Origin of the sequence: Caballeronia sp. LZ029, assembly GCF_031451275.1 — a bacterium.
Taxonomy (GTDB): domain Bacteria; phylum Pseudomonadota; class Gammaproteobacteria; order Burkholderiales; family Burkholderiaceae; genus Caballeronia; species Caballeronia jiangsuensis.
The window spans coordinates 216,664-231,074 of record NZ_JARUXO010000093.1; the positions used below are offsets into that span (position 1 = coordinate 216,664).

The following is a 14,411-nucleotide window of genomic DNA, read 5'->3' on the forward strand; positions in this document are numbered from 1 at the left end:
GGGCTTTACGCCTTGTTCTTGTTGTAGACATCGACGAACACGGCAGCGAGCAGCACGATGCCCTTGATGACCTGCTGATAGTCCACGCCGATACCCATGATGGACATGCCGTTGTTCATCACGCCCATGATGAAGGCGCCCACGACAGCACCGACGACCTTTCCGACACCGCCAGAGGCCGATGCGCCGCCGATAAAGCAAGCTGCAATGACGTCGAGTTCGAATCCAGTGCCGGCCTTGGGCGTACCGCTATTCAAACGCGCGGCGAAGATCAGGCCCGCGAGCGCGGCGAGAATCCCCATGTTCACGAACGTCAGGAAGCTCACTGCCGGCACGCTGACGCCCGACAGACGCGCAGCCTTCGCATTCCCGCCAACCGCATAGATGCGACGCCCAATGGTCGTGCGGTTCATGAGGAACGTGTACACGCCGATCAGCACGCCCATGATGACCAGCACCGTCGGCAAGCCGCGATAGGACGCGAGCAGGTAGCAGAAACCCACGATGAGCGCGGTGAGCACGACATTCTTGGTGACGAACACTGCGAACGAGCCGCTCTCGACGCCATGTTTCGCCGCACCAGCGCGATGCCGAAGCTCGATCACGAAGAACAGCACGCCGACGAACACGCCGAGAAGGATCGAGGTGATGTGAAGCGCCTGACCGTGAAAGACGTCCGGGATAAAGCCCGAACTCACCGTGCCAAAGCCTTCGGGGAACGGCCCAATGGACTGTCCCTGGAGCACGAGATTCGTCATGCCGCGGAACACCAGCATGCCGGCCAGCGTTACGATGAACGAGGGCATCCGCCAGAAAGCGATCCAGTAGCCTTGCATAGCGCCAATAAGTGCGCCGGCGGCGATACAGATGATGGTCGCCCACACGTAGTTCACTTCATACTGCACCATCAATACGGCGGCCAACGCGCCCACGAGCCCCGCCGTCGAACCGACTGAGAGGTCGATATGACCCGAAACGATCACCATCAGCATGCCGAGCGCCATGATGACGATATAGCTGTTCTGCAGCACAAGGTTGGTCAGATTGAGCGGCTGCATCAGCACGCCGTTCGTCGCAACCTGGAAAAACACCATGATGATGACGAGCGACAGCAGCAGCCCATACTCGCTACCGATACGCTTGATCATTCCGAATACTTCGCTTTGCTTGACCTCGGCGCCTTCGGCGGCTACCGGAGAGAGTGCCTTACGCATTTTGAATGTCTCCATTTCGCATGATTGCTCGCATGATGCTTTCCTGCGAGGCTTCTTCCGCGGTTAATTCGCCGACGAACCGGCCTTCGTTCATGACATAGATGCGGTCGCACATTCCGAGTAGCTCGGGCATTTCCGAAGAAATCATGACCACGCATTTGCCCGCTGCAACCGCCTGATTGATGATGTTGTAGATCTCGTACTTAGCGCCCACGTCGATGCCTCGCGTGGGCTCGTCGAGAATCAGCACTTCGGGTTCGGAAAACAGCCACTTGCTGATGACGACTTTCTGCTGATTTCCGCCTGACAGGTTTCCTACGACGTGCGTCACGCCTTGCGCACGAATTCGAAGCTTCTTGAGAAACTCGGTCGCGACCTTGATCTCCTCATGCTCATCGACGACGCCGAGCTTTGAAACACCGGAAAGGTTCGCCAGCGTAATGTTTCGCTTGATGTTGTCGTCGAGCAAAAGGCCATTGCCTTTACGGTCCTCGGTGACGTAGGCAATGCCCGCATTGATGGCCTTCTTCACCGACGAGGTATCGACCTGCTTTCCGTGCATCAGCACCTGGCCTGTGATGTCCTGACCATACGTGCCGCCGAAAACGCTCATGGCAAGCTCGGTGCGCCCGGAACCCATCAGGCCGGCGATACCAACGATTTCGCCCTTGCGTGCCGTCAGATTCACGCCCTTGAGGACGGCGCGGTCTCGCTGCGTGGGATGCTTTACACGCCAGTCCTTCACTTCAAAAATCACGTCGCCGATGTCCGGCGTACGCGGCGGATAGCGGTCGGACATCTCGCGCCCTACCATCGCTTTGATGATGCGGTCTTCACTCACGGCTTCAGTACTGCAGTCGAGAACATCGACCGTCGATCCGTCGCGAATCACGGTGATGCCGTCCGCGACACGCGAGATTTCGTTCAGCTTGTGCGAGATGATGATCGACGTTACGCCGTTCGCCTTCAATTCGAGCAGCAGCGTAAGAAGCGTGTCGCTGTCTTTCTCGTTCAAGCTCGCTGTCGGTTCGTCGAGGATGAGCAGACGGACTTCTTTAGAAAGCGCCTTTGCGATTTCCACAAGCTGTTGCTTGCCGATCCCGAGCGTGCCAACTGCGGCGTCGGGAGAATCCGTGAGGCCCACTTTCGCCAGCAGTTCTCTGGCTTTCGCACGCGAGATCTGCCAGTCGATAACCCCGCGCCTGGATTGTTCGTTACCAAGAAAGATGTTCTCGGTAATCGATAGCATCGGTACGAGGGCGAGTTCCTGATGAATGATGATGATGCCGACCGCCTCGCTATCGGATATATCGGCGAAGGCTCGCTCCTGGCCGTCGTAAAGGACGTCGCCACCGTACGAGCCGTGCGGATAGACGCCACTGAGAATTTTCATCAGGGTCGATTTTCCAGCGCCATTCTCTCCACAAATGGCGTGAATCTCGCCCTGGCGCACCCTCATATTCACGTTATTCAGCGCTTTGACGGGGCCAAAGCTTTTCTGAATGCCGCGCATCTCCAGAATGGTATCCATGGTCAAACTTTCTCCGATTGGTCACGCTCCGAGGCGTACCCGCGTGGCGGGGACTTGCCACACTCCGCGCCACGCTGACGTTCAGGCGCCTTACTTGATCTGGGCCTGCGTGTAGTAGCCGCTCGTGACCAGCTCCGACTGATAGTTGGCCTTGTCGACCAGAACGGGCTTCACGAGATAAGTGGGAACAACCTTCGCGCCGTTGTTGTAGCTCTTCGTATCGTTGACGGGCACCTGCTTGCCGGCGAGCGCGTCGTTGACCATATCGGCTGCGACGCCGGCGAGCTTGCGCGTGTCTTTGAACACCGTCGAAGTCTGGTCGCCGCGAACGATGTTCTTCACGTTCTGAACATCCGCATCCTGTCCCGTGATGATCGGCATTGCTTGCTGGGCCGAACCGTATCCCACGCCTTTGAGAGACGAGATGATGCCGATCGCCAGCGCGTCGTTCGGCGCCCAGACCGCATCCAGATGGTCCTTGCCGTAAAACGCGCTCAGCAGGTTGTCCATGCGGGACTGCGCGGTCGCACCATCCCAGTTGCGCGTCGCGACTTTCTCGAAGGCAACCTGCTTGCTGCGAATCACGAACTTGCCGCTGTCGATGTACGGCTTGAGAACCGACATGCCGCCCGCGTAGACCATATGAGCGTTGTTGTCATCGCTTGAGCCGCCGAACACTTCGATGTTGAACGGCGTCTTGCTGCCGGCTTTCTGCCATGCGCTGACGATGCTCTGCGCCTGCAGAACGCCCACGCCATAGTTGTCGAAGGTCGCATAATAATCGACGTCCTTCGTCTGGCTGATCAGACGGTCGTAGGAGATAACCTTGATGCCCTTCTTCTGGGCGAGAGCCAACGCATCAGAGAACGTCTTTCCGTCGATGGGCGCGATGACCAGCGCCTTGACGCCCTTCGCGAGCATGTTCTCGACCTGGTTGACCTGCGTCGGAACATCGTAATTCGCGTACTGAAGGTCCGACGCGTAGCCCTTTGCCTTCAGCGCGTCGACCATGCTCTTCCCATCGGTAATCCAGCGGGATTCCGTCTTGTCCGGCAGCGAGATGCCGACGACGCCCTTATCTTCTGCAAAAGCGGCGCCCGAGGCTGCTGCGAAAGCAGCGGATGCTGCAAGAACCACCACGACGCTCTTCAAAATTTTCATGACACTGTCTCCTGATTAGGAATACGAATTTACGTTCCCGATTTATGATCTACGGATTCTTCGACTGACGCTATTGAGCGTCAGTCTTGCAAGCGGTTATCGGATAAAGACCTCTGCGCCGGCTTCTTTCGAGGAAGCGAACATGGCCTCGATAACTCGGCTGATGTTGTATGCCTGCGTCGCCGGCACGACCGAAGGCGTGCCATTGCGCAATGCATCGACGAATGCGTTCGACTCGCGGTCGAAGTACACCGGATTGCCGATTTCAGCGATGTCCGGCGAATACTCCGTTTTCTTGGTCGCCCAGATTTCCGGGAAACTCGTCTCCTGCCATTCGGTCCATCCTTCCGGATAGTCGCCTTTGCCCGCGTCGTAAATCTTGTAGCTAGAGGGCAGCGAGCGGGACGACATGATGCCTTCGGTGCCGTAGGCCGTGATGTCCCAGCTTTCCGTCCACGGCAGAACGTCCCAGGACATGAAGTCGACGCTGACGATCTTGTCTTCGTAGTTCAGCACCGCGCCTGCCGCGTCTTCGCGCGATTCATCGCCGTGGAAGTTCGGGAACTTCGTGATGCGCGCGTTCACCGAGCGCGGCAAACCGAAGTGCAGAAGAATGCGGTCGATGAGGTGGCAACCGATAACGAACACGGCACCGCCGATGTCGCCGGGCTGGGTCATATGCGGCGTGCCCGCCTCGTCGTGCGAGCATCCGCCGTGAGCGCGCACCTGAACGACTTTCCCGAGGCGGCCGCTCTTGAGCGCCGCCTGCATGGCGTCCACGGAAGGCGCGAAGCGCCAGCAATAGCCGACCTGCACGAGACCGCCGGTACGCTCGACCGCGTCGACGATGCGCTTCGCATCCGCCGAGCTGCGTCCGGCCGGCTTTTCGCACAACACAGCCTTGCCGGCTTCGAGTGCTTCGATGGTCAGGTCGGCCATCTTCTCGCTCTTCGAATGAACCAGCACGACATGAACATTCTTGTCCGCCAGGATGTCTTCCTTCGAGCGGGCTTCGAGGCCGAGCGCATCGACGAACGGCGTGAGCAGCGGGCTCGTATCCCACGCGCCGAGCATCTTCGCGTCGGAACGGCGGGCAATCGCCTTGACTCGCCCGGACGTATGCGGGTGAGTGATGCCAAGACATGCCACACCGAGCGTTTCGTTGGGACCAATCTTTCGTGTCATGACGTATCTCCTCCGGATTCTCGGTTACACCTTGACGGCTTTGCCCGTCAGCGCGGACTCGAGTGCGGCATCCGCCAGGCGCAGCGCCTTCAGCCCGTCCTGAACCGACGTCGGCAACGGGGACTTCGTGTTCAGCGCATCGACGAAGGCTTCGAGTTCTGCCTTGTACGCTTCAACGTAGCGTTCGAGGAAGAAGTTGAGGAGCGGCTCGCGTGCATCCGTGACATCCTTCGACCAGCGACGAACCGTCGACGGCCGGAGATTCTCTTGCAGAAGCATGCCTTTGGAACCGGACACTTCCATGCGCTGGTCGTATCCGTAGACAGCCTCACGACAGCAGTTGATGTGACATTGCTTGCCCGAAGCGGTGCGCAACTGAACCATCACCGTATCGAAGTCGGTCAGCTTTTCCAGCGACTCGTCGATGAGGCGGCTGGCCATGGCCATCACTTCGACCGGTTCTTCGCCCAGCAGCCAGCGAGCCATGTCCAGGTCGTGGATCACCATGTCGCGGAAGATGCCGCCCGAGTGCTCGACGTAATCGCGCGGCGGCATGCCGGGGTCGCGGCTCGAGATGATGACCTGACGCACTTCGCCGACATCACCCGCATCGATCGCCTTGCGGAACGCCTGGGACGTCGGATCGAAACGGCGATTGAAAGCGAGCATGACGCGGCCGCCCTGGCGTTCGACTTCGTTCGCGGCGGCCAGCGACTTTGCCATGTCGAGGTCGATGGGTTTTTCGCAAAGCACAGCCTTGCCGCGCTTCACGGCTTCGAGCATGAACGTGATGTGCGTGTCCGTGGGCGTGCCGATGACCACGGCGTCGATGTCGTTGCGCTCAAGCACGCCTGCCGGGTCCGTCGACGCTTCGCAGCCGAGCTTGGTCGCCAGCGACTGTGCCGCGCTTTCGATCGGGTCCGCGACCACGACGAGTTTCGCGTTGGGGCTCGCGGCGACGTTGCCAGCGTGAATGCGGCCAATGCGGCCTGCACCGAGTACGGCGATTCGAATCATGTGAGTCTCCAGAATACTTTGTCGTTTAGGGTTGGAAGCGCTTATGCGGTAGTGGCGGGCTTCGCCGAGAACTGCGCGACGGTGGTGTCGTAGGCGCGCTTCGCCATCTCGTCGAGCGGGAATTTCCGATGAACTTCGGAGATCAGTTCGACGCCGTAGTAAGGCAAAGTGCAGCCTGCCTGCTCTAGTGCATCGACGAACGCAACGCAGTCGCCGGCGCCTTCGCCGCAGAGCTGGCGGTTGAAGGTCGAGTCGTCGAAGAGCGAACTCTTGACGTGTGCGGCAACGTCGTCCATCTCGACGCCTTTGATGAAGCGCGCCGGGATTTGCGCGACCTCGCTATACGGCGTATTGGCGCGGGCCACGTGCCAGTGATCGACCATCAGTCCACCGTTGGGTTGATCGGCCCCTTCCGCGACCTTCAGCGCCTCTGCGACGTTTCGGATAGGAGAGAAAGGCATGAACTCGATTGCGACCGTCGCGCCGACCGTCGCCACGTCCTGGCAAAGCTTTGCGAACTCGTCGGTCATACGGGGGAAGTCGGGCGGATTCTTGTCGAACGGGCTCGCACCGATTTTCAGATTGCGCATCCCGAGTTCGGCGCCCAATTCGATGAAGCGGCGGCGACAATGGTCCGACTTCGCACGCGCCTCACCGTCGAAGTACCAGTCCATCAGAATTTCGAGCTCGAAGTACTTCATGCCCGTGTCTTCCAGAATGTTCTTGACGCCCGACAGGCCGTACTTCTCGATGCTGTATTCGAGGTCATCGAGGATGAGGCCGACGCCGCTCCAGCCCGCGCGCATCGCCGCTTCGCAGCGGTCGCGCAGCGGGAACGGACTGATTTCATTTGCTGCGCATGGATAGACATCACCTGCGAGGGTCCAGTACGCTGCCAGCAATTCTTTCTTCGCTTTCATGTGTAGCACTCCTATGTCTCTCGATATCGTCTGTGTTCATGCAGCACGTGCCGACGTGCCAAGCGATTACGTGTTTTGCAGATGCGGCTTGCCGGATGTCGCGAGCGTGAAGTCCCACGACACAGACCAGAAAGGCGACGAGAACCCGACTCGCTTCGCCGCATCCGCGTCGTCGATCTTGTTGAATTCAGCGATAAGCTCACGCTTGACGCCGAAGACCGCATCCTCGGACAAGTACGGGCAGTCCGGCGTAAAGATGTGAGTGATGACCGGGTCGAATCCGGGCGCAGTCACGATGAAGTGCAGGTGCGCGGCCCGGTTGGGGTGCCGACCCATCGCGCCGAGGAGCTTGCCGACCGGACCATCCGAGGGAATCGGATAGTGGCGCGGCTTGACGGACTTGAACCAGTAGCGGCCTTCTGCATCCGACGTGAAAACGCCGCGCATATTCGAGTCAGGTTGCACGCCCTTTTGCTGCACATCGTAGAAGCCGTCATCGTTGGTCTGCCACACTTCGAGCTTCGCGTTCGGAATCGGATTGCCCTCGATGTCTGTCACGCGGCCTTCAACGACCATCGGCTCACCCTTTCCATCAAGGCAGATGTTCGTGCCGTTCGAATATTCGGGTGCATCGGCGACGTAGAAGGGACCGAGAATCGTGTTGGGCGTGGCGCCGCTCGGACGACGGTGATTGATCGCGTCAACCAGCATCGAAACCCCGAGGATGTCCGAAAGCAGGATGTACTCTTGCCGCCAGTCGGTGCACATTTGACCGGTCTCGGTCAGGAAGCGGATGGCAGCGAACCATTCCTCGTGAGTCGGTTCGATCTCTTTGATGGCAGCATGCAGATGCCTGACCAATACCGACATCACTTGCTTCAGACGAGGGTCGGCGTCGTCGCTCGTGCGAGCGTTGACCACGTCTGCCGAGCGTGCTTCATCGAAATACGGCGAGGTGGACTGAACTGCGGGGAATGCGCTTTGCATTACTTGTCTCCATCGATCTCTTGTGTAGCTTTGAGACCAGTCTATATTCGCCCTGGCTGGCAAAACAGAGCTAGAAAGGGAAAGTCTTTCGCGCTGAGTGGGAATACGCCTCGAGGGCAGCGCGAACCGGGCTCACGCCGTCCAGTGACGTTCGTAGTCGTTCTGCTGGAAGCGCTCCAGAAGCGCATCGATGAACAGTCGCACTTTCACGGGCAGATGCGCGCGAGTCTGAAACGCGATGTTCATCGTCAACCGGGGAAGGTCCCAATCGTCCAGCACCGGGACCAGACGACCGGCCTTGAGGTCGTCGTAGACGATGTACTTCGGCTGCACAAGGATGCCCATGTTGTCGAGTGCGGCGACGCGGAGTATCTGACCGTCGTTCGACTCGACCAATGGCTTCACTTTGACCACCACGTTTTCGCCGCCGCGGGTGAATGAGAGCTCGCGTGCATTGTCGGCGAGTTGATAGTTCAGCAACCTGTGCTTCACGAGTTCAGCCGGGAACCGGGGACGCCCGTTCGCCTCGATGTAGCCGGGCGAAGCGGCGAGAATCCGGCGTGTCGATGCGAGCCGTCTGATCGTGATGTTGCTATCCGGTTCGAGCACTTTGGTTCGAATCGCGACGTCGATGCCGTTCTCGATGATGTCGTAGTAGCGGTTGGCCGCGACCACATCGACAGCGATGTCCGGATAACGCGCGGTGAACTCGGGAAGCATCGGCGCGATATGCAGCATGCAGAAGGACAATGAAGCGGTGACTCGAAGCACGCCGCTCGGACGCACGACCGCTTCCTTGATGACGGCTTCGGCTTCGCCGAGGTCGGACAGTATGGATTTGCAACGTCGATGAAATTCGGCGCCCGCCTCGGTCAGATAGAGGTTACGCGTCGTCCGGCGAACCAGTTGGACTCCGAGTCTCGCCTCCAGCGAGATCAGATACCGGCTCGCCGCCGAAATGGACAGGTCGACTGATTCGGCAGCGCGACTGATGCTGCCCGACTCGGCTACTTCCACGAATAACTGAAGTTCCTTGAACTGGTCCATGCCCTTGCGCCATCACGCCTTTTGTTTCCGCCCGCATTCCGATGGAACGAGGGATCACGCGCGATCTCGTCGAATCATTATTTGGGTATCGCGCATGCATCATCATAGTGCGGCGAATCTATCTTGATGCTACAAAAACACATCAATAATCTATCAGTTCAGATGCAAGGTTATCTCGGTTGCATGAGGGAATACCCGTGATTTCAGACACCGCAATGCCTTCTTTTTTCGATGTAGGATAGGCCGGGATGGCCTTTCTGAAGTCTCGGAAGTACATCAAAAATCTATCTGCAGTGGAGGGTCGCAGTGGCTCACCGGTTTTTGATCAAGGAAATCGCCCTTCAGGCGGGGCTTGGCGTGGCGACCGTCGACCGGGTATTGAACGGTCGCGCCAATGTCCGCGAGCACACTCGCCGACGGGTCGAGCAAGCCATCAAGGAGCTCGAGAAGCAGGAGTTGAATCTCGCGAACACAGGACGAAAACTCATTGTCGACGTTGTAGTCGAGGCGCCTTTGCGGTTCAGCGATGAAATCAAGCATGCCCTCGAAGGCGAACTCGCTCTGATGCACCCCGCGGTCGTTCGACCACGCTTTATGTTGCAGGAGACGATGACGACCTCGGAAGTCGTGGAGGCGCTTCGGTCGATCATTCGACGCGGAAGTCACGGTGTTTTCCTGAAGGCCCGGGACGTTCCCGAGATTGCAGAGGCGGTGGCGGAGCTTCAGCGCCACGGCATTCCGGTCGTCACGATCGTCACCGACATACCGATGTCGGGGCGCATCGCTTATGCGGGGCTCGATAATCGCGTCGCCGGGGCCACGGCCGCGTATCTTCTCGGCCTGTTGCTGGGAACGCAGCCCGCCAACGTGTTGATAACGATGAGTGACGAGCACTTCCGGGGCGAGGAAGAGCGCGAAATAAGCTTTCGTCGAGCATTGCGCAAACATCATCCGCGTCTGAAGCTGGTCGATGCGAGCGGCGGACATGGCCTCGATATGCCGACAGCGGATCGAGTCCGCAGCGCGCTCGGCGACGATACCCATGTCACAGCCGTCTATTCGATGGGCGGCGGCAACATCGCCATTCTTCGCGCGCTGGAGGCGCAACAGCAAGCGCCGGTCTTCTTCATCGGTCACGACCTCGACAGAGATAACGTGCAGTTGCTGCGCGATGGACGGATACAGGCGATTCTGCATCACGACCTGCGACAGGACATGCGTTCCGCCTGTCATCACATCATGCACTATCACAAGCTTCTGCCGGCATCCTCCGTCGCGACTTCTTCTTCGGTCGTTGTCGTCACTCCGGAAAATATCCCGGATTACATTGCCAGCCGCTTTCGCGACTGACTCGACCGCTCGCAACTCGCTTCGTCAGCGTGCCATCAGAACCTCGTCGCCAGCCCCGCAATCACGCCGAACTGGCTCTTCCCATAGTTGGGGTTAGTGCTCGACGGGTTTCCGTTGACCGGATCGTCATTGGTATTCGCACCGTACAGGCTGCCGTCGAGGCCCAGGTTGGACGTCGAGCTGTTGCGTACGTAGGCGAGTTCAGTGTAGAGGAGCGTTCGTTTCGAGAGCGAGTAGTTTGCGCCCAGCGTGTACAGCGTTGCGTTCCCGTTCCCCTTGTTCGCGTTGGCGTGATACACCGCACCGGTGATAGCCAGCGCAGGCGTCGTCTGCCATATCGCGCCGATCCATTCGTGATTGACCGTCGTCGGGAGACCGGTACCCGATGGCAATGCCGACGGCGCCGCCGCACCGAAATACCCCGCGTTGGATGCATCGGGAGCACTCAGGTGCTGGTAGCCGAGATACGCCGTCACAGGACCGAATGCATAGGTCAAGCCCGTGAGAATCGAGCGCGACGTCAGATACACGTTGCTGAACTGGCCATTCGGGTCGCGGACTTCGTCGTAGGTCGCTTGCCAGAAGAGACCGCGATTCGCGTACGACAGTTTGATGCCATCGGAACGTCCCTGAGCGCTTCCGAGCCCGGTGGACGTGCCCAGTTGACCGGGCGCGCTGCCCGGATTGCCAGCATTCCACGTCGGTGCGTTGGTCAGGTCATACTGGCCTTGCAAGGTAAAGCCCGCGATTGTCGGTGAGAGATACTCGACGCCATTCGCTGCCTGCGAGAAGATGCGCCCGCGAACCAGTGTTCCGATCGCGTACTTCTTCGTCTGCTGCGGATCGACATCGCCCGAATACTGGCTAATCTCCGCCGAGCCCATGTTTCCGAACTTGATTTGCCCCCACGTGTCGTTTTGCAGGCCGACAGTCGCCTGTCCTTCGAAGAAGCTCCCGTTCGCAACGCTGCCGTTCATCGTGTTCAGCCGGGACTCGAGCTGGAAGATCGCATGCGTGCCGCCGCCGAGATCCTCTGCGCCCTTGAGGCCAAATCTGGATTGCGCCCAGCCTCCGCTCTGCGCTCCGAATACATGACCCTTCGGCTGATTTGTCTCGTAGACGATACCGTTATCCACGATGCCGTATAGCGTGACGCTGCTCTGAGCCGTGGCCGTCGCCGTGGCTGACAACGCGAACACGCTGAACAAGATCTTCTTCATTATCCGTCTCCATTCATTTAGTTATGCTACGTACATACTTTGTTATCACGGGCTAACTTGTGCCGCCATTTACGCGTGAACTGCTGACGCTCGCTTCCTTCGCATCCGTCTATCGTTCATCGAGCGTGGGCGACGATACTTCCGTATGTCGTCGTCTCCTGCACTGCTCTTGTGTATTTTTGGCGAGTCTATCTTCCCTATTCACTCGAACAAAGAGCAGAAGGGGGAATCTCTTTCGCGGAATCAGGGAAAGTGCCGCTTTAAGCTCGCGCGCAAAAGCACTTCAGCGGTATGCTGTGTTTATCCTCGCGGTTAACCCCCGTATCCCTTTCGACGCCTCATCGTTTACGGTTCGGGCGTTCCAATCAGGAACCAGCCAGTTAGCGTTGAAGCAGTCTTCCGTCGCCAACCTACCCTATGCGGAGATACGTATGAACCTCAAGAAACTGTCCGTTTTTGCTGGCTCGGCAGGTATGGCGTTGAGCCTCGTCCTGACCCCGGCGCTTCAGGCGCACGCCGCCGCCAGCGACGCGGACACGTCCGGCGCTACGATGTCGAAGCAGGAACTCAAGGCGCAAAAGAAAGCGGAAAGCAAAGCGCGGCGCGCAAAGAAGAACGCCGAGCTGAGCACGCTGGAAAAGAATGGGTACAACCCGGGAGGAAACCAGACCAACTATCCGCAGAATCTCCAGAACGCCCAGCAGAAGGCGGCTGGACAGAAGCCAACGAACGCACCGGCAGTAGCGCCGTGATGCCGGGCCCAGACGCAAACGCACATTGAGAGAAGATCGGCAAAGCGATATCGATACGTATGTCTAACTAAACAAAAACGGCGCCACAACCAGTGGCGCCTGCTTTCAGAACTGCTCGATCCCGATGTCCATAGCTCCGGCTGCTCCACGCAGAATCATCTCCCGAAGCGCGTGCGTCTTCGGCAGGATCTTCTCCATATAAAAACGCGCGGTAGCGACCTTGGTCCGGTGAAACGCCTGATCCTCTCCCGCTTCCTCGCGCGCCGACGCAACCAGCGCAGCGCGCGCCATCTGCCATCCGCCGCAGACATAGCCCGTCATCATCAGAAAGTCGACGGAACTCGCGAGCGCTTCATCGACGTGCGTGCTCGCGGCGCTGCACATCCACTTCGTGACGTCTTCGAGCGCCTGCACGCTCGCGGCGAAAGCGGGCGCCATCGGCGCGAGCCGCGCATCGGCGTTGCGCTCCAGTTCCTGCGCGACGCTTCGCATCTCGGCGAGCAGCGCGGACATGGCGGCGCCGCCGTCCGATGCGAGCTTGCGTCCCACCAGATCCGCCGCCTGAATGCCCGTCGTGCCCTCGTAGATCGGAGCGATGCGCGCATCCCGCAGATACTGGCACGCGCCGGTTTCCTCGATAAAACCCATCCCGCCATGCACCTGCACGCCCAGCGATGCGATGTCGACACCCAGTTCGGTGCACCATCCCTTCACCACCGGAATCAGCAGATCGACCCGCGCCTGACGCAGCGCGCGTTCGGCGGCGTCAGGATGCCGATGCGCGCGGTCCATGTCGGCGGCCATCACGTAGGCGAACGCGCGCATCGCTTCGATCTGCGATTTCATCGTCAGCAACATGCGGCGCACGTCCGGATGCTGAATGATTGCGACCGCTCCGCCCGTGCGGCTCGCAGCAAGTCGTCCCTGCACGCGCTCCTTCGCATAGTCGCGGGCCTGCTGATACGCGCGCTCCGCGATCGCGAGACCCTGAATGCCGACTTTCTGCCGCGCTTCGTTCATCATCGTGAACATATGGGCGAGGCCCTTGTTCTCCTGTCCGACGAGATAGCCGATCGCCCCTTCCTTGTCGCCGAAGCTCATCACGCAGGTCGGGCTCGCGTGAATGCCGAGCTTGTGTTCGAGCGACACGCAATGCACGTCGTTGCGTTGCCCCGGCGATCCATCGGCGTTCGGCAGGAACTTCGGCACGAGAAAGAGCGAGATGCCGCGCACGCCTTCGGGCGCATCCGGCGTGCGCGCGAGCACGAGATGGATCACGTTGTCGGTCATGTCGTGATCGCCCCACGTGATGAAGATCTTCTGACCGTGCAGCCGATAGTGATCGCCCTCGGGCACGGCCTTCGTGCGCACGGCGGCGAGGTCGGAACCGGCCTGCGGCTCGGTGAGATTCATCGTGCCGGTCCACGCGCCGCTGACGAGCCTCGGCAGATAGCGTTGTTTGAGATCGTCCGAACCGTGGTGCCGCAATGCCTCGGTGGCGCCCGCGTTCAACAGCGGACACAGCGCGAAGGCCATGTTCGACGAATTCCACATCTCCACCGCCGCCGCGTGCAACAGCTCCGGCAATCCCTGTCCGCCGAACTCGGGATCGCCGCCGAGGCCGGTCCATCCACCCTCCGCGAATTGCCGGTAAGCCTGCGCAAAACCATCGGCGGCGATCACACCGCCGTCGGTGAGACGCGCGCCCTGTGCATCGCCCGTCTTGTTGAGCGGCGCGAGCACTTCGGTGGCGAATCTCGCGGCTTCTTCGAGTACCGCGTCGGCCAGTTCTGGTGTGGCTTCTTCGAAGCCCGGCAGCGACGACAGCGCGTCGAGGTCCGCAAGTTCGGTCATCACGAAGCGCATGTCGCGCACGGGTGCAATGTAAGTGCTCATCGGTTGTCTCTAAGTTTGTCGGTTATGAGTTCGGTACATACGGCGGACGCGGATCGCGTCGTATCGTCCGGGGAGACCGTTTTGTGCGTTGCAATGCGATGCACGCGATCGAGACTCGCGTATCATCGGGT

The 14,411-nt window shown here is 59.6% G+C and carries 12 protein-coding genes; 2 read left to right on the forward strand and 10 right to left on the reverse strand.

What is annotated here, in order from left to right:
• Positions 1-5 precede the first annotated feature (5 nt).
• The 8 genes from mmsB to QCE73_RS35165 form a co-directional block, all read right to left on the reverse strand.
• The gene (mmsB, locus tag QCE73_RS35130) at positions 6-1,229 is read right to left on the reverse strand and encodes a multiple monosaccharide ABC transporter permease (protein ID WP_081818150.1); all 1,224 of its coding nucleotides are present in this window, start codon (positions 1,227-1,229) and stop codon (positions 6-8) included.
• On the reverse strand, positions 1,207-2,745 hold the full coding sequence (gene mmsA, locus QCE73_RS35135; protein WP_309885505.1) for a multiple monosaccharide ABC transporter ATP-binding protein: 1,539 nt from the start codon (positions 2,743-2,745) through the stop codon (positions 1,207-1,209). Before mmsA ends, mmsB begins: the two co-directional genes overlap by 23 nt.
• A 90-nt stretch (positions 2,746-2,835) precedes the next feature.
• Positions 2,836-3,906, reverse strand: a complete 1,071-nt coding sequence (gene chvE / locus QCE73_RS35140) for a multiple monosaccharide ABC transporter substrate-binding protein (protein ID WP_309885506.1) — start codon at positions 3,904-3,906, stop codon at positions 2,836-2,838.
• Between the two features lie 96 nt (positions 3,907-4,002).
• Positions 4,003-5,091, reverse strand: coding sequence for a Gfo/Idh/MocA family protein (locus QCE73_RS35145; protein ID WP_250486929.1), 1,089 nt, complete (start codon positions 5,089-5,091; stop codon positions 4,003-4,005).
• 24 nt (positions 5,092-5,115) lie between these two features.
• Entirely contained in the window at positions 5,116-6,108 is a 993-nt protein-coding gene (gene iolG, locus QCE73_RS35150) for an inositol 2-dehydrogenase (protein ID WP_035500042.1), read from the reverse strand.
• Positions 6,109-6,149: 41 nt separating this feature from the next.
• Complete coding sequence (locus tag QCE73_RS35155) at positions 6,150-7,028, reverse strand: TIM barrel protein (protein ID WP_309885507.1); 879 nt, start codon at positions 7,026-7,028, stop codon at positions 6,150-6,152.
• A 66-nt stretch (positions 7,029-7,094) separates the two neighbouring features.
• A complete protein-coding gene (locus tag QCE73_RS35160; RefSeq protein ID WP_404989862.1) occupies positions 7,095-8,015 on the reverse strand; it encodes an intradiol ring-cleavage dioxygenase in 921 nt (306 codons plus the stop codon).
• A gap of 132 nt (positions 8,016-8,147) precedes the next feature.
• Entirely contained in the window at positions 8,148-9,062 is a 915-nt protein-coding gene (locus tag QCE73_RS35165) for a LysR family transcriptional regulator (protein ID WP_309885509.1), read from the reverse strand.
• Between the two features lie 306 nt (positions 9,063-9,368).
• Here QCE73_RS35165 and QCE73_RS35170 point away from each other — a divergent pair, with 306 nt between their 5' ends.
• The gene (locus QCE73_RS35170; protein WP_035500034.1) at positions 9,369-10,412 is read left to right on the forward strand and encodes a LacI family DNA-binding transcriptional regulator; all 1,044 of its coding nucleotides are present in this window, start codon (positions 9,369-9,371) and stop codon (positions 10,410-10,412) included.
• A 35-nt stretch (positions 10,413-10,447) separates the two neighbouring features.
• Here QCE73_RS35170 and QCE73_RS35175 read toward each other — a convergent pair whose 3' ends face one another.
• Positions 10,448-11,632 carry a porin gene (locus tag QCE73_RS35175; protein WP_309885510.1) on the reverse strand — a complete coding sequence of 395 codons (1,185 nt, stop codon included), beginning with the start codon at positions 11,630-11,632 and terminating at the stop codon, positions 10,448-10,450.
• A 431-nt stretch (positions 11,633-12,063) separates the two neighbouring features.
• Here QCE73_RS35175 and QCE73_RS35180 point away from each other — a divergent pair, with 431 nt between their 5' ends.
• Entirely contained in the window at positions 12,064-12,384 is a 321-nt protein-coding gene (locus QCE73_RS35180) for a DUF4148 domain-containing protein (RefSeq protein WP_309885511.1), read from the forward strand.
• 105 nt (positions 12,385-12,489) lie between these two features.
• Here the strand turns inward: QCE73_RS35180 and QCE73_RS35185 are convergent, their stop codons facing one another.
• The gene (locus QCE73_RS35185; protein ID WP_309885512.1) at positions 12,490-14,280 is read right to left on the reverse strand and encodes an acyl-CoA dehydrogenase; all 1,791 of its coding nucleotides are present in this window, start codon (positions 14,278-14,280) and stop codon (positions 12,490-12,492) included.
• Positions 14,281-14,411: the final 131 nt, after the last annotated feature.